21 protein-coding genes and 2 pseudogenes are annotated in these 15,429 nt (G+C 33.5%); 17 read left to right on the forward strand and 6 right to left on the reverse strand.

Translation table 11 applies throughout. From position 1 onward, the window contains the following. Together ACINWC141_RS08135 and ACINWC141_RS08140 are read right to left on the reverse strand one after the other, a co-directional pair. Positions 1-181: transposase (locus ACINWC141_RS08135; protein ID WP_009390084.1), on the reverse strand; the 181-nt coding region annotated here is incomplete at its 3' end. Positions 182-221: 40 nt separating this feature from the next. Further along, entirely contained in the window at positions 222-902 is a 681-nt protein-coding gene (locus ACINWC141_RS08140) for a glutamine amidotransferase-related protein (protein ID WP_009390297.1), read from the reverse strand. Between the two features lie 276 nt (positions 903-1,178). Between ACINWC141_RS08140 and ACINWC141_RS08145 the strand changes: the two genes are divergently transcribed. The 5 genes from ACINWC141_RS08145 (at position 1,179) to ACINWC141_RS08165 (ending at position 3,521) form a co-directional block, all read left to right on the forward strand. Next, positions 1,179-1,403 (forward strand): hypothetical protein, encoded by a 225-nt coding sequence (locus ACINWC141_RS08145; protein ID WP_034678029.1) that lies wholly within the window; start codon positions 1,179-1,181, stop codon positions 1,401-1,403. 150 nt (positions 1,404-1,553) lie between these two features. Next, positions 1,554-1,928 carry a TonB C-terminal domain-containing protein gene (locus ACINWC141_RS08150; RefSeq protein WP_009390101.1) on the forward strand — a complete coding sequence of 125 codons (375 nt, stop codon included), beginning with the start codon at positions 1,554-1,556 and terminating at the stop codon, positions 1,926-1,928. A 315-nt stretch (positions 1,929-2,243) separates the two neighbouring features. Further along, positions 2,244-2,513 carry a hypothetical protein gene (locus ACINWC141_RS08155; protein ID WP_009390153.1) on the forward strand — a complete coding sequence of 90 codons (270 nt, stop codon included), beginning with the start codon at positions 2,244-2,246 and terminating at the stop codon, positions 2,511-2,513. A 107-nt stretch (positions 2,514-2,620) separates the two neighbouring features. After that, on the forward strand, positions 2,621-2,821 hold the full coding sequence (locus ACINWC141_RS08160) for a hypothetical protein (RefSeq protein WP_009390079.1): 201 nt from the start codon (positions 2,621-2,623) through the stop codon (positions 2,819-2,821). A gap of 130 nt (positions 2,822-2,951) precedes the next feature. Then, positions 2,952-3,521, forward strand: a complete 570-nt coding sequence (locus ACINWC141_RS08165; protein WP_009390310.1) for a lysozyme — start codon at positions 2,952-2,954, stop codon at positions 3,519-3,521. Between the two features lie 87 nt (positions 3,522-3,608). Here ACINWC141_RS08165 and ACINWC141_RS08170 read toward each other — a convergent pair whose 3' ends face one another. Then, the gene (locus ACINWC141_RS08170) at positions 3,609-4,025 is read right to left on the reverse strand and encodes a carboxymuconolactone decarboxylase family protein (RefSeq protein ID WP_009390303.1); all 417 of its coding nucleotides are present in this window, start codon (positions 4,023-4,025) and stop codon (positions 3,609-3,611) included. Positions 4,026-4,134: 109 nt separating this feature from the next. Between ACINWC141_RS08170 and ACINWC141_RS08175 the strand changes: the two genes are divergently transcribed. The 4 genes from ACINWC141_RS08175 (at position 4,135) to ACINWC141_RS08190 (ending at position 7,031) form a co-directional block, all read left to right on the forward strand. Next, positions 4,135-4,449: a winged helix-turn-helix transcriptional regulator gene (locus tag ACINWC141_RS08175; protein ID WP_034678032.1), complete on the forward strand. Its 315-nt coding sequence runs from the start codon at positions 4,135-4,137 to the stop codon at positions 4,447-4,449. 613 nt (positions 4,450-5,062) lie between these two features. After that, the gene (locus tag ACINWC141_RS08180) at positions 5,063-5,305 is read left to right on the forward strand and encodes a hypothetical protein (RefSeq protein ID WP_009390184.1); all 243 of its coding nucleotides are present in this window, start codon (positions 5,063-5,065) and stop codon (positions 5,303-5,305) included. 193 nt (positions 5,306-5,498) lie between these two features. Next, positions 5,499-6,605 carry a minor capsid protein gene (locus ACINWC141_RS08185; protein WP_009390286.1) on the forward strand — a complete coding sequence of 369 codons (1,107 nt, stop codon included), beginning with the start codon at positions 5,499-5,501 and terminating at the stop codon, positions 6,603-6,605. Between the two features lie 162 nt (positions 6,606-6,767). Continuing rightward, positions 6,768-7,031 (forward strand): hypothetical protein, encoded by a 264-nt coding sequence (locus ACINWC141_RS08190; protein WP_009390188.1) that lies wholly within the window; start codon positions 6,768-6,770, stop codon positions 7,029-7,031. A 57-nt stretch (positions 7,032-7,088) separates the two neighbouring features. Here ACINWC141_RS08190 and ACINWC141_RS08195 read toward each other — a convergent pair whose 3' ends face one another. Then, positions 7,089-7,943 carry a DMT family transporter gene (locus ACINWC141_RS08195; protein ID WP_009390255.1) on the reverse strand — a complete coding sequence of 285 codons (855 nt, stop codon included), beginning with the start codon at positions 7,941-7,943 and terminating at the stop codon, positions 7,089-7,091. Between the two features lie 226 nt (positions 7,944-8,169). Here ACINWC141_RS08195 and ACINWC141_RS08200 point away from each other — a divergent pair, with 226 nt between their 5' ends. From ACINWC141_RS08200 to ACINWC141_RS08220, 7 genes and pseudogenes are all read left to right on the forward strand, one after another. After that, positions 8,170-9,039: a LysR family transcriptional regulator gene (locus ACINWC141_RS08200; protein ID WP_034678034.1), complete on the forward strand. Its 870-nt coding sequence runs from the start codon at positions 8,170-8,172 to the stop codon at positions 9,037-9,039. A gap of 153 nt (positions 9,040-9,192) precedes the next feature. Then, positions 9,193-9,324: a hypothetical protein gene (locus ACINWC141_RS19510; RefSeq protein ID WP_009390132.1), complete on the forward strand. Its 132-nt coding sequence runs from the start codon at positions 9,193-9,195 to the stop codon at positions 9,322-9,324. Positions 9,325-9,600: 276 nt separating this feature from the next. Further along, positions 9,601-9,888 (forward strand): hypothetical protein, encoded by a 288-nt coding sequence (locus ACINWC141_RS08205; protein WP_009390141.1) that lies wholly within the window; start codon positions 9,601-9,603, stop codon positions 9,886-9,888. A gap of 238 nt (positions 9,889-10,126) precedes the next feature. Then, a complete protein-coding gene (locus tag ACINWC141_RS08210; RefSeq protein WP_009390213.1) occupies positions 10,127-10,489 on the forward strand; it encodes a NirD/YgiW/YdeI family stress tolerance protein in 363 nt (120 codons plus the stop codon). 365 nt (positions 10,490-10,854) lie between these two features. Beyond that, positions 10,855-11,945 (forward strand): annotated as a pseudogene (locus tag ACINWC141_RS08215) (OmpW/AlkL family protein). 55 nt (positions 11,946-12,000) lie between these two features. Continuing rightward, positions 12,001-12,087, forward strand: a pseudogene (locus ACINWC141_RS20070) (hypothetical protein); the annotation flags it as partial. Between the two features lie 34 nt (positions 12,088-12,121). Continuing rightward, on the forward strand, positions 12,122-12,550 hold the full coding sequence (locus ACINWC141_RS08220) for a PPC domain-containing protein (RefSeq protein ID WP_009390116.1): 429 nt from the start codon (positions 12,122-12,124) through the stop codon (positions 12,548-12,550). Between the two features lie 66 nt (positions 12,551-12,616). Here the strand turns inward: ACINWC141_RS08220 and ACINWC141_RS08225 are convergent, their stop codons facing one another. Together ACINWC141_RS08225 and ACINWC141_RS08230 are read right to left on the reverse strand one after the other, a co-directional pair. Continuing rightward, entirely contained in the window at positions 12,617-14,203 is a 1,587-nt protein-coding gene (locus tag ACINWC141_RS08225; RefSeq protein WP_009390077.1) for an ATP-binding cassette domain-containing protein, read from the reverse strand. Between the two features lie 261 nt (positions 14,204-14,464). Beyond that, on the reverse strand, positions 14,465-14,908 hold the full coding sequence (locus tag ACINWC141_RS08230) for a universal stress protein (RefSeq protein ID WP_009390098.1): 444 nt from the start codon (positions 14,906-14,908) through the stop codon (positions 14,465-14,467). Positions 14,909-15,194: 286 nt separating this feature from the next. Between ACINWC141_RS08230 and ACINWC141_RS08235 the strand changes: the two genes are divergently transcribed. Further along, the gene (locus tag ACINWC141_RS08235) at positions 15,195-15,422 is read left to right on the forward strand and encodes a hypothetical protein (protein ID WP_009390128.1); all 228 of its coding nucleotides are present in this window, start codon (positions 15,195-15,197) and stop codon (positions 15,420-15,422) included. The last annotated feature ends 7 nt before the right edge of the window (positions 15,423-15,429 follow it).

Raw genomic sequence — 15,429 nt, forward strand, 5'->3', positions numbered from 1 at the left:
CTTCTAGCTCTTTCAGTCGGGCCATTAATGATGTATCCATACCACCATATTTGGCACGCCATTTATAAAAGGTAGCATTACTCATGCCGTGTTCACGGCAAAGGGTCGCTACAGGTGTGCCAGATTCTGCCTGTTTCAAGATGGACATGATCTGACTGTCAGTAAATTTAGATGTTTTCATGCAGAATCTCCTGCTCGTATCTTAAGAGAAAATTCTACTTTTAGATCCTTTTATTTTTAGGGGGGATTACCTCATGATTTCGTAATTCTTCACGAGTATTCACGAATTTATAATTGTGAGCCTGATTTAATTCGACTTCTGAATGTTGAATCAACATTTCAACGACTTCTGAATTTAACTCCATATGGCATTGTAATCCATAAACTAATTTTGAATATTCGATGATTTGTCTTGGGCAACCTGCGCTAAAAGCAATGATTTTTGCGTCGCAAGTTAAACCCGGCATATCATTATGCCAATGTCCAACTTCGGTCATTTTTCCTAAGTGTGAAAACTTAGAATGGGTTATCCCATATTCGGTAAGCATAATTGGAAATTTACCAATTTCTCTTTCAGGGCTATGCTCAAATTTGGCACCTAAAGCTTCACCTATTAATTGAGAACCTAGACATACCCCGATAACGATTTTATTTGCTTCAATCGCTTTTTTAATAATTGCTTGTTCAGCGAATGAATCAAAGTGAGGGCACATGTCCACGGTCGTATCCGGATCTTGAGGACTACCCATTACAATTAAAAAATCTATATCTTCAACAGAAGAGGGCAAGGCTTCATTTAAATATACTCTTGAATATGTAATTTTGAAGTTATTATTTTTGCCCCATGTTTCATACGCACCAGGTGCTTCAAAATCTTCATGAACAATAAAATGTAGCCGCATGACAGTCCTCAAAATTTAAAAGTTAATTGATAGGTCAATCGTTATAAATTGAGAATAGATTAAAAGCAGGGTGGCGTATTTAATACATCCAGTTTCTAAAAGTTATATGGTCCAGATGAGCTTTTACTATTGATGTTATTAGAAAATACTTGCTCATTTTCTTTTTAAAAAAGACTACTTATAAATTAATTGTTAAGTATGACTAAATAGTTCTGGTGTGACAATAGCTGTCCAATTTGTTAAGTTGTATGGTTTTTATAATAGTGGGCGAAATTTATGAAGACATTTTTAGTTATATCTTTATTGGGTTTTGGGCTGATGGGTTGTGCCTCATCTCCATATAATTCTCAAGAAAATTATTTAAATAACGCTCCAACTACTCCTGTGAATAAAGCATTTAATAGTTTTAAATCACCTGAACACGGAATTTTTACTGATCAAGATATTTATAATATGCCAGAGAGTTCAAATATGAATTTTCGCTACGAAGTCCCTTTTTAAAGAAAAATAAAGTATTCAGTTAAACAAAGGTGGAATAAGGGTGGTTCACCACCTTTTTTGACTAGAGATAATTAATGATTAATACCCCCTTCGGGTGGTTTTTTAAATTTTAAACTGTTAAATTTTAATTATTGAAAAAAGGTACTTTAAATGAAAAATTTCACAATTATTGCTTCTTTATTTTTATTAGTTGGGTGTGCTACGGGTCATAAACAAGTCACTCCTGTTCAAGTGACTGATAATAAAATTACTTCAGAGGCCGAAAAATATAAAAAGCAATATCAAAAGAAAATTTATAAAATATGGGATATTCCAAAGTCTTCTGCCGGTATGAGTGCAAGTGTTAAAGTATTTCTAAGCGACAGTGGAGAAATTGAGCAAATCATCTTTTTAGATAAAGAAGAACAAAAATTTAAAACAAGTATTGAAAAAGCGATCTGGCGTGCAAGTCCATTTGCTTTGCCGTCTGATCCAGAAGTTAGAAAGCAAGCCAGAAAATTCAATATGAAATTTTTGGCGAAATAAATGAATTCTTCTTAAACATGAGAGGGCAAATTTAGATTTGTTAAGGTAGATTAAATTTGCTCTCTCTTTACCTGATGTATTGAAAATATTAGGTTTCATTAGAAAAAAGAATTTCTTTACGAGGTAAATTTCGCTTCAAAAAATAAGAAGAAAATGCAATATTTCATTTTAAAGAGCAAATAAGTCAGTTTATTTATAGGCAAAAAAAATATAAAAATTGGTTACATTGCTATCAAAACCTAACATAAACAAAACTTTAAAAAGTGATTAAATTATTATAAAAAATAAGTGAATCCTTAAATATAAAGACATAGCATGAGTGAAGTAAAGAAACTTCATAGTGAAAGTAAGGCAACTTCGGTTGTTGCGTGGTGCGTCATTTTCTTTGGTATTGTTTTGGGCATTGCCTTTATTTTGTCGTATGGGCAAGTCGAAACAAGAAATGATAATTTAGACATTATTCAGGTATGGTCTAAAGAGATGGTGACAGTGGGCCTTTTTATTACATTTAATGGGCTATTGCTTGGTTACTTACTTTTAAAAATTAGTAGTATTTTGAACCATCTTGAAAATAACAAAAGCTAAAATGTATCTGAAAGTGTTAGTTACACAAATGATGTTTGTTTGGTGTTGAATGTATCTGTGAATTATTTAAGCATGGAATGACACCAGTTAAGGAAAGGATAAATCTTATGATAGATGAAGAAAAACCCTTAAATTTTGACGATGATGAAGATCCTCTCGATTTTGCTGATGAAGAATTTATCGATGATAAAAAAGAAGATGAATTATATAACAGCATTACAAAAGATGGCTCGAGTGTAGATCCCGCAGATGATGGGGAGCGTCACATACGCCCTGAAGATGGGGATCCCATCGAAATCGAAGAATAATTTAAAGCCCAATTCAATATTGGGCATTTTATATTTTGGACTCTTTGATTTGTATGGCGTATTAAAACTATTATCGAAAACTACTAGTCGAGTGCACCATAAGAGAAAAAATAAGATGACAGGGCATTAGATGCAAAAAATATTGGACTATCTCCGTAAGCTTTTTATTGCCAAACCTCAAAATAGAGTAACGGATCACCGCATTGCTACGGCAACTGATAATGGCGACGAATTAATAGGTATCGCTGTTGACGAGATGTCTCTTAGTGTGGAAGGTGTAAACCTAATCTGTAATTTTGAAGGGTTAAAACTCAGCGCCTATGATGATGGTACTGGTGTATGGACTATTGGTTATGGAACGACACGATATCCTAATGGTAAGCGTGTAAGTGAAGGAGACCAATGTACGCTTGAACAAGCTAAAACTTATATGCAGCATGATTTAAAGATATTTGAGCGTGCAGTGAATAGTTCTGTAAATGTTCCTTTAAAACAAAATCAATTCGATGCATTAGTCTCTCTAGCCTATAACATTGGGGTAAGTGCCTTTAAAAACTCGACCTTACTCAAAAAGTTAAATTTGGGTGATTATAAAGAGGCTGCAAACCAGTTTGATGTATGGGTCAATGCTGGAGGTAAGCGTTTGCAGGGGTTGGTTAATCGCCGTGTAATCGAAAAGAAATTATTTTTATCGTCATAATAGTGCTTTCAATTTTTATTAAACTTTGTCAAAAACTTATAAAAAAGCCTAACCATTCGAGGCTTTTTCATATAGAAGTTGAATAGACTAACTTTTGTCACCTAGGGTGATTCTGAGCCTATTTAATGCTCCCATGAGTGAAATGCTAGTCGTCAACTCTACAATCTCTCTTTCACTAAAATATTCAGCTAAATGAGCTTTCACAGGTTCAATTTTTTCAGATAGAAAAGTGACTGCCTCTGCCAGTTCAAGTGCAAGAAGCTGCTTCTTTGAAAAGGCATTTGAATGTTTATAGCCCGGAATTTTATCAATCACTTCTTGGCTTACTCCCATGTCTCTTAATTCCTGAGCATGAAAAGCGCAGCAGTAGGCACAGCCGTTAATTTGTGACACATACAACTCAGCTAAAGCCACTATTTGAGGATCAATGCCTGAGGTGCGAATAGATGCATGTGCTGAGTACAAATGATTAATCGTTTTTTTAGCAACTTCTTTATATTCCATAATATGAGCCAGTCTGTTGATAGAAAAAATCATTATTGACTACTAGGTATAGATTGTAAATTAGGCACTATTTTGTTATATAGGTATATTTTTTATACTTAACTAATCAATGAAAGATAATATTTCTGGCTGTTCCGTAGAAGAGGCAATGACCGTATTAGGTGGTCGCTGGAGAATGTTAATTATTTCTTTTCTCATCGAAAGACCGATGCGTTTTAATGAGCTAAGACGGGCAATACCTAATATTTCTCAAAGAATGTTAACTTTAGAATTACGTTTTCTTGAAGAGGAAGGGTTTATTAACAGAGAGGTTTTTGCGGAAGTCCCTGTTAAAGTTGAGTACTCTTTAACGGAAGATGGTAAGAAATTAAACTGTTTAATAGACGTGCTAAAAGAAGTGGGCTCTTGGCTAAAAACAAGATAACAGAGTTTATTTTATAGTCTGATTTACTGTGTTTTAGATCATGCTGACATCGTATCTCATTATTTTGATAAGACCATTTATACGAATTTTAGGCATAAAAAAAGCCTGATGCTACGAATCAGGCTTCAGTATTCATCGACAATAGGAGTTGATGAACACCACCAATCTAACAGACCTGCTCTATAAAGGCAAACCCATGGTCGACCGAACGGTTCAGATAAGTATAAGTTTTCTCAAATTATAGGCATTAAAAAAGCCCCTGCTCGAAAGCGAAGGGCTTAGTCGTTCATTGATCTAGCAATGAACTATATAAGGCTCATCTCATACTAAGTTCAGTATATCTGAAATTGAGGCAACAGAGAAGAAAACCTTCTAAATATCTTCCTCATTCTATTTAGATTCAATTTATTTAGTCCTATAACAAGTTACATCTTTGATAAATCAATACACAAAATTTGCACTTTGCATTTTTGAGGGTGTGGTATTTGTTTGTAGGTTCATGGCTGGATTGTCTTAGGACATCGAAGGATAGCTATTTAGAAAATCTTCAAGAAAGAAGTTCAAATAAATATATCAATGCATCAAGGTGTTAGTGTTTAGCAAGGAAGTAAAGATGAATTTGATTAGATTAAAAGAACTTTCACTAATGAGTAATGCTGTTTTAACCCCCCAATTAAACAATTGGCCTTATGTCCCATCTGGAAATACGGGAGGTGCGTCCTGTAACAAGCAGAGAGACAACTTTTCGGAACAATCTGATAAGAAATTTTATAAAGAATGGCTGAAACAACAAAAGAAAATACTTAAAAGTATTCCGAGTAATGCCGTTTTAGTCAGCATGAAAGACGCTACTTAGACTAAAAATGAGATGAGTTTATAAAGATATAGATTACAAGGATGGGCTTTTAGCTAAATAACTTTACGTAGGTATACTTGTTAGACATAACTTGTTCTGGAGATACTGAAAATATCAATAAATAGCAAATCGAATAAGGTGAAACGGGCTAATACACAATAATAAAAAAGCATGTCTGTAGAGGTAAATTTTTATGGCTAATCTTCATCAAAAAACACTTTTTGATATCTTGACTCAACATCAGGCTTATCTTTATCGAGCATCATCAAGAGCGGTTAATGAACTTCTCAATTTATTTAATTCTGAAACCGTTAATATGCTTGCGAAGTTAAGTAACTTGTTAGATGAGCTAAATGAAAAGGAAAAAGCTGCATTAGCTGGGGGAGTTTATTCAACAGCCAATTTAAGAGAGATACGTACACTTATTTCTCAGTGGTTTAATTTGATTAATGAAGCTCTCACTGACACTTTTACAATATCTGCTGTGGCATTGGCTCTATATGAAGCCCGATATATGTCAAAAATTTTTGGTGGTAGACATAAAGAGTTAAACGGCGAACAGCTCTATAAAGCTGCTAAACGGGTTCCTTTAGCAGGAGGGGCATTAGTGGATGAGTTGTTATCTAAAATTGCTGAGGTAGCTCGTCAAAGAGTTGAATATGCAATTCGGGATGGTCTTAACAATGGCGCAACAACATCGCAAATTGTTCAGCGTATCCATGGAACTAAACGACTTAAATATGAAGATGGACTACTAAATAGTACTAAAACGGATATTGAACGAACTGTACGTACAATTCGGAGTCATATATCAAATCAAGCCTATTTAAATAGCTATAAACAATTAAAGTTTGAATATGTCAGATTTGTAAGTGTTCTTGATGGAAGAACATCAAAAACATGCGCTTCACTTGATGGTACGGTATGGTACCTTAATGACCCAACAAAAAAAGTTCCTCCTTTACATCCTCATTGCCGCAGTATCTTAGTTCCGACTCTTGAAAATGGTCAGCTTATTGGAAGTCGAGCATTCATAATGGATGAAAGAAAATTTAAGAATATTCCTAAAGATGAGCGCGAACAATTAACTGGTCAGCTAGATGCAAATACTTCTTTTAAAGAGTTTTTTAAACTCACAGATGATTTTTTTCAAAAAGAATGGCTAGGTCCTAAAAGATATCAATTATATAAAGAGGGACAATTCGACTTTGATAAGTTTTTTGACCCAGAAGGGCGGTTATATACGCTTGAGGAGCTTAATGAACTTGATGAGCGTGCTTTTAAAGTGTTGGGATTATGAGCTCAGGTAACTACATTTTGAAATACGATTTATATTTTTAATAAAGTTTAGTTTTAACTCAATATACACACTTAAACAATTAGTTGAAAAAAATTTCCATCATCGAATCAAATAGCATGTTAAGTTTTTCTCAATCATAAAAAATTTAGAAAGGATTAAAACATGAAATTTTCCTACCAAGATCTAGCCGGAAATAGTATTGAAGTGGAGTGTGAAAGTTATATTCATATACCCTCAGGAACAGCAACAAAATCTACAGAGGCTGGTAATTATCACCCTACTGAAAACTTCAGTTTTTTTAAGAAAACTGAAGCTGATTCTATACCCATCTATCGATTTGCTATTGACCGAAATTTTAATGTTTTTAATAGTGATGAATTGCCTGCATTAGCTCAAATTGGTACTGACTGGAAACAATTAAGCTAAGTTCTTACTCAAAAATAGAACCCTCGATTGAGGGTTTTAAACTAAAAATTTTAACAACTATTTCTTTTTAAACACGAGCATTAAGCCGAGCAAAATTGCAATCATTCCTATTAAACCTGCCAGCGGTAACTTATTTTTTAAAATTAGAAAATCTAAAAGTGCAGTAACGATAGGAACCAGATAGAACAGGCTTGTCACATTGACAATATTACCCTGATTTAAAAGCCGATAAAGTAAAAGCTGAGCAACTACAGAAATTAAAATTCCAAGAAATAAGACTGAAATAATCAGTTGTAAATTCCATGTTATTTCAAAATGTTCAAAAGGAACTATAAATAAGCAGACTACCAGACTGATTACATATTGTAGGGGTAAGACATCTGTAGGAGCTTGTTGAATGTTCTTTTGCATTATGGCCCCAAAGGTTATACAGATGAGGGCAGTCAAGGCAAATAGTATACCGATTGGAGCAATAAACGACATGGTTAGGCTTTTCCACACTAAAAGAATGAGCCCTGCTAAAGCAATTAATAAACCGAATAGCCTTTCTTTTTGTAAATTCTTTTCTAGAAGGCAAAGCGTTAAAATGGGTTGGATTCCCATAGTTGTGGCCATTAAACCAGGAGTAACTCCGTAAGCCATCGCTTTAAAATAGCAAATTGAGTATCCTGCAATAATCAGCAGCCCTGTAAGCAGAACTTGTTTTCGAGTTCCAGATTTGGGTAAAAGTCTTTTTCTAAAAAGAGCAAGTAATAAAAGCACAAGCAAAGCAGTTGAAAAGCGCAGAATTAATAAGGCTATGGGTGAGGCATTATCAAGTCCCCATCGAGTAAAGATAGCGGCACTACCCCAGAGCAAAACAAAAATGGATGTTGCACTTTGTGAAGCAAGCATCTGTTTATTTAGGCGCATAAAACCTCCTCCTAGTGCGTAATACCTAAGAAATAGCAAGTGATGAAATTGTTAGTAAGTGCAGCTATTAACGTGTTGTTCACTCATTAAACAATTCACGGATAGCTTCTTTAAGAAAAATGAATTGTTTTAACTTTTTCTAAATTCAGTATGGAAGAGAGAATGGATAAAGAAAAGCGCATAATTCTTTTATATACTATTTGAAAATCGAATAGATAAATTGAAAATGAATATAAAAAACTTACAGATTGATTGGCTGAAGTGTTTTGTTACAGTGGTAGATACAGGTTCATTATCGAATGCAGCGCCTGAGTTATATCGTTCCCAATCAGCTGTTAGCATGCAATTGAAAAAACTAGAAGAAGCTTTACATTGCCAACTCTTAATCAGAACTCACCGACAAATTGAATTAACCTCTCAAGGACAATTACTTTTAGGTTATGCACGCCGTATTCTCGATTTACATGCAGAAGCACAAATGGCATTTCATGGAGATGAACTGAAGGGACGTATACGACTTGGAGTGCCTGATGATTATGCTGCTAAATATTTAACGCCCGTACTCAAGCGGTTTGCGCCACGTTATGGAGGGGTGGAAATTGAATTGATCTGTGAGCAGTCGACTTCTTTAATTCCACAAGTAGAAAGTGGTGATATAGATCTGGCATTAATTTCGAGAGATAACGCCCGTCAAGGAACACTCTTATTTCATGAACCTATGGTATGGGTAGGCTCTCCTCAGTTTGAACTCTGGCGAGAAGACCCGCTTCCGATTGCAGTTTACGAAAGTACAAGTCAAGCGAAAAAGAGTGCTATCAATTCTTTAGCGTTACAAGGGCGGCGTTACCGTGTTGTATACAACAGTTCAAGTTTAGCAGGACAAATTGCAGCCGTTGAAAGCGGTTTAGCAATTGCCGTGTTTACTCAGTGTAGTGCACCACAGCATTTAACAATATTAGGTGCTGATCATGGTCTTGGTCCTTTGGAGCCTATGGAAACAGCAGTTTATCGGAGTAGGGCATCTTTAGAGTCGAAAGCTGTTGACCACTTATATGAGCTTTTAATCAAAACACTTAGACATTCAGTTAATGTTTAATGACCAAATTTTAAGTTGATATTTAGAGGTGAAAATAAAGAGATTTACACTTCTTTATTAAATCTACAAAAAAGCCTAGAAACCTATGCTGATCGTAAAACGAATAAAAAGTATTTATTAACTCATCAATCTAAACAATTTATGAGGTGAAATATGAAAAAAATTATGACTACTTTAGGTTTAGCTGCCATTATTTCTTTAAGTGTGAGCGCTTGCCAAGGTGAAAACGATACAAAACAGCAAGATAAAACCACAACCCCTCATTCAATGGATAAAGATTCATAATTTTAGATAAATGAATGCTCAGGCCCATCGTAAGATGGGTTTTTTTATATCTTTTTATTCTATCTTAAAGTGTGATTTGTAACTCAAAATATTTATTTTTAATGGCGCTGTTCAAAATATGTTGACTAGTATACTAGGTTTTAAATATATTTAAATTCAACACGGATCATTTTAAATATAACTCTATATTTAAAATAAATGGTTCAAATGCCATCAGATCAGAAATTTAACCTTTAAATTTGATTATAAAAATATTAATTAATCAAGGAGGTGGGTATGGACGCTAAATTTCATTCTGAAAATGAATATGGTTTTATTCTAGATATTTTGAACACTTACATGGTGGTCAAGAAAACACAAAAAGATGACTATTATCCTTATGATTCATTTGGTTATCTTCTAGCTCTTTATCAACCGCTAAAAGTTTATATACCTCAACTTCCTCATCCAAAAATTTATATTGAGATTGGTGGAATTTCATATGACAGAATGATTGTGGGGCAAACACAAAATGAAGCCGAAGCCATAAATATTTTATTGGATTTAGGACAACTTGTTGTTTGAGCTTTAAGTACAGAATTTAATTTACTTAAGAAAAAGCTTTCTTAAGTAAATTAATTATAAATGTCATGGGCTATAAAGATGGAGGTCAAAAGAGAAAACTCCAAGAAGATAATTGATAGTTTTATTCCTCAATATTAAACAAAGTCTCTAATAAGATACAAAAAATCACAAAAGCTAAATCTATAACTTTAAAAGAATTTGTTTATATAACTAAGAACATTAAAAGTAGGTCATCGTAATGAAAAAAATATTCTTGGCAACCCTAACTGGGTTAGCTTTATTGGGTAGTAATGCGGTATTTGCTAAACCAGATGCTACCTTAATAAAAGAAGCGACAAAAAATGTAGTTACAGTATCTAAAGTAAAAACTTTGGCTGATGAAACTGGTGTAACTTTAACCGGTACAATCGTGAAGCATATTGCTGGTGATCATTTTGAGTTTAAAGATGCTACGGGTTCAATTGTAATTGATGTAGATGATGACTTGTGGAAACCTCTACAGTTAAAAGCGGGCGATAAAGTACGTGTTATGGGAGAGGTAGATACTCATAGAGTTAAGCCTACCGATATTGAAGTTTTTCAAATCGAGCGTGTTAAATAAAAACAGATCATTTATATAAATATCGCTCAGAGCAAACAAAAAAGAAAACTCCTATTTTTAGGAGTTTTCTTTTGAAAGCGGATAATTTTTTATCAATGCGTTGCATTAAATGCTTCAAGACAGCTAGTCAAAATAGAACTAATCTTTTTTAAGTATTTTACCGATCGTTAAATTATAATTTTATATATTCCTGCCATTCATCTGAAAATAATGATAACTATTTCATATAATTACTATTGTAAATGTGATGGAGTTATCCAAATTAATATCGTTTAAAAAATATACTGATTGATAAAAAAGGCAACTCGGCTATATTCCATAAATATATTGCAAAATTGGCAATATATTTCTAGGATGGAATAAAAATGAAAAAAAGAGTAATAAAAATAGCAATAGTGAGTGCATTATCGGTATTAACAAGCATGAGTTATGCGCAGGAATTTAAAAAATTCTCTGTGTCTGCTGGTTGGTTACATGTAATTTTAATATTAATACTGCTGTTAAAAATGGAACCACAGCTAAAGTCGGTACAATTTCAACAACAAGCTTTTTAAACTCAATTGATCCCAATGCTACTATGACTGATATGGGAGGAGGGGTTTGGAATTTAAAAGAATCCCTTACAGAGTTTTTAGCTCAACCCGAAATCCAAGATAAACTTACAGACGGTAATGGGAATATTCTAGCTGATGTTGCTGGTACAGCCCGAATTGAGGGATTGGAAAGCTGGCAGCAGCAAGATGCGGGACTAGAAGTTGATGATGTAGACACATTAGGTTTAACATTTAACTATTATCTGAATGATAATGTGTCTTTACAATTTATTGGCGGTATCCCACCTAAAGTTGATGTAAAAGGTAAAGGAGAAATCCTAGCACCGTTAAGTGGAATAGCAATGTCTCCTAATGACTTGGTGAAATATCTTTTTCCGAATGGGATTACCTTAGGTCAAGCAATCCCAATTACCAACTTAGGAAACAAATCTAAAGCTGCATCTATTCGAGCGTGGACGCCAACCATAGAAGCACAATATCAGTTTGGTAAAAGTGGGGTAAATAAGTTTAGACCTTATATTGGTGCGGGCTTAATGTATGCACATTTTAATGATATTAAACTTAATGATGGAATTCACTCTGATCTAGTCTCTGCAGGTCATATGATTCAAAATGTACTAGATGGTAAAGCAGGCGCTGCTTTAGACCGAAAAGAGTCGAGTGGAAAAATGGTGGTTAATGTCGATACAGATGACGCAATAGCTCCTATTTTTACTGCTGGTTTTACCTATGATTTTAATGACTCATGGTACACGGTTGCTTCTGTATCTTATGCAAAACTAAACAACAAAGCACAAATTGATGTAGTCAATCAAAATACGGGAACTCGCTTAATCCATGCTACAACAAAAGTTGATATCGATCCCCTTATTACCTATTTAGGGGTAGGGTATAGATTCTAATATTTTTATTTTTTAAAAAGGATATCTCAGAGTTACTTAATATTTGAAACTTTGAGATACTTTATTTGTTACTAGTTATAAAAAATAACTACTACTCATCAAACTCATACATAAAGTAAAATTTTATAAAAAATATTTTTAATATAATAATTTAAAATAATTTTGAGGATAGGAAATTGAAAAAAATCATTAAAACTTTATTATTATCTACACTCATTTCAACTATATCTTTCTCTGTTTTAGCTAAAAATACTGAACAAAAAATTAATTTATTACAAGGTTCACCTCATACTACTTTAACTGGAAAATTTCAGGGTTATGAAGATGTGAGATATAGAGTTTATGCAAAGAATGGACAAATATTGAAATTTAATATCAATAGTCTTGGTAATTTAGCCTATGTCAATATTTTTGCACCGGGTAAAAAACCGGGTAAAGATAATGCATTATTGATTGGCTCAACTGTAGGATCGACAGGAGAACTCACTTTACCAGTTGATGGTGATTATATTGTTCAAGTTTATCAAATGCGTAATAGTGCTCGTAAAAATAAAACTGTGAAATATAATTTAGACATCGAATTATTAAATAAATTAAAGAGATAATAGCTAATTAAATTTACTAGCTTTCACATGAGAGCTAGTAAATTTGAAAAAAGATATAAATAATAATTATCCGGCTAAAGAAATTGACTCATGAATAGCGCAACTTTCAACAAAGATTTGATCATGTGAAATGAGTAGGACAGCACCTTCATAGCTTTGAATAGCGGTAGCTAATAATTCTCTAGATTCAATATCTAAATGATTTTCTGGTTCATCCAATAGCAGAAGTTCGGGTGTAGGGTGGATCTGACTTAGCGCCAATAACGCTACTTTTAGTTTTTCCCCACCACTTAGCTGAGACAGAAGATAAGCACCTTTATCACCACGGATTCGAAGTTGACCTAATAAATTTCTCCACTCTAATTCTGAAAGGTCTTTATTCATGTGAGTTAAATTCTCAATAACAGACATCTCATCACGTAAAAAGCTAAAGTTTTGATCGAGATAAAAACACTCTACTAATAAGTGAATGCTGTCAGAGGGCTGATTTTTCTGTCCATTGATTGCTTTAAGCAGTGTTGATTTTCCACTACCATTTTGACCTGTTATGTGAATTTTCTGGCCTGCCTTTACCGCTAAATCTATGGGCGTTTGAGTGCCATATTTCAGTTTGAGTTTTTTAATTCGAAGAATTTCTCCGGATTTTTTATGAAAAGAAGGGAAGACAAATTGTTGTGGTTTGACTGTTTCAAGACGCATTTTTTTGTCTTTTAAATCATTTTGACTATTTGAAATTTGTCGTTGTTGTTGAGACTGTATCGCCGCAATACTTTGGCCCGCTTGTTCCTTTTTAAAGTCGAGCAAAATTTTAGCTTGAGAATTTGATTCGCGTATTTTATTCCCAGCACGTTCACGTTTTTGAGCTTTCATTAATACGTCATGTTGTTTTTGCTTCATCTGCTTAACGTCGCGTTGAGTTTGTTGAACAGAGTGTTCTAAAGCCGCCACATGACATTGATATTGCTCATAGAATTTCTCATAATTTCCGGTTATGTGATGCAAGCCATGCTCATTTAAATGATAAATATGGTTTACTTCATTTAATAACGTTCGATCATGGCTAATGATAAGTGCACCTGATTGGTGTTTCTTCAAATGATCAATTAACCATTTTCTAGATTCCTGATCTAGGTGATTACTGGGTTCATCAAGTAGTAAATAATGATCTGATTTTAAAAATAAACAGCTTAAAGCCAATTTGGTCTTTTGACCTTCGCTTAATTTTTCAACTGGAAATTCTAAATCAGTGGGCAAATGAGCAGACTCTAATAGGTTATTCCATAAGGTGGGCAAATCCCAGTTGCCTTCTAATAAATCATAATCATTGAAGCTAGCAACACCTTGCTCAACTCTCTTAAAAGCTTGATAAAGATCTAAAATATCTAAAGCTTCAGCTATGGTCCGACCTGTTAACCGATGCAATTGAGGTAAATAAGCATGTTTTATATGCCAAGCTATTTGCCCCGATGTAAGAATTGAATCAGATTTAAACGTCTGGTTTAACATTTGCATCAGCAAAGATTTGCCTTGACCATTACGGCCAATTAAAGCAGATACCTGATTTGATTCAAGACTAAAATTTAGTTGTTTAAACATGACTTTAGAGGGGAATTCTAAAGTGAGTTCTGATATTACACATGCCTGCTGAGTCATAAAAAACCTCATAAATACAGGATGTACAAAATAGTAAAAGTAGTTTTAAGCAGAGACGTTAAATCACAAAAAATAGTCTATTTTGCACATCAAAAAAAGAAAAAAATGATGAGAAAAAAGACTTACTTCATTGGCGTGACTCACGAAATTGAAAAGAATAATAAACTATTCTAGCTAGAATTTTGGCTAGTGTAAAATTTATACGTTTGTTTTATTAAAAAACCCAATCTAAAGATTGGGTTTTATGCCTCTAAATAAGGTTTATTCTTTTACAACCAATACCTGAATTTTAGTGCTGTTTAAAACATCTTGAGCAAAACTACCTAAAATAAGCTTTTGGAAGCCTTTACGACCATGAGAACCAATCACAATCAAATCGGAACCTAAGCCCTCTACAGCTTTAAGAATGCCATCTGAAGAAATTTCACCTTGGATAATTTGAGTTTCAGCATCAATACCTTCTTCGGCGCATAAAGTTTTTACTTTTGCGAGGGTTTTTTCTGCATTGGCGCGTGCTTCAACAAAATAATCTTTTACAACAGGTGAGATGTAATAAAAATCTACGCCACTAAAAGGATCTACCGCAACTAAGCTAATAGCGGTCAATTTACTTCCAAATGCCTTTGCAATATGTGCGGCTTGTCTTGCTGCTGCAAAAGAAATTTCAGAACCGTCGACTGGTACAATAATATGTTGGTAATTCATAATGTTATTCCTCTTATTTACAGTTGTTATATGTATGAAGCATTTATTAATTAAAGATTAACATATTTCATTCTTGGTAGACATCTATTCGATCAATGTAACTGAAAATTAAATAAATTTATTTAAAATCAATCGTTTGTTTTGGTTTTTTATTGGCGTTGATTGAGTTTAAGCGTTATTGCTAAACAATCGATAATATTTACATGAAAATTACAAAAAATTACTGTTCATATTTCTGTCATATAGAAAACGTATAACAAAATAGTAAATGAAGGGGGAGAAGAAGATGGCTGATTTAACAGCAAAGAAAGTGAATAAGCTTTTAGAGGAATTCCGTCAAACAGGTAAAGAACCGGAAAAGTTAGTCATTGGTTATAAAACTTATGCCAGATTGATGGCAGAAGATAAATTTGCAGAAAAAGTTGTTCCTTCTCTTGAAGATTCAAAAGAACGATTATATAAAAATTTAAAAATTAAACTTGTGACTGAAAAGCATTACTTTGAAATTAAATAAAAGTTAT

The organism is Acinetobacter sp. WC-141, from assembly GCF_000313935.1.
GTDB lineage: Bacteria > Pseudomonadota > Gammaproteobacteria > Pseudomonadales > Moraxellaceae > Acinetobacter.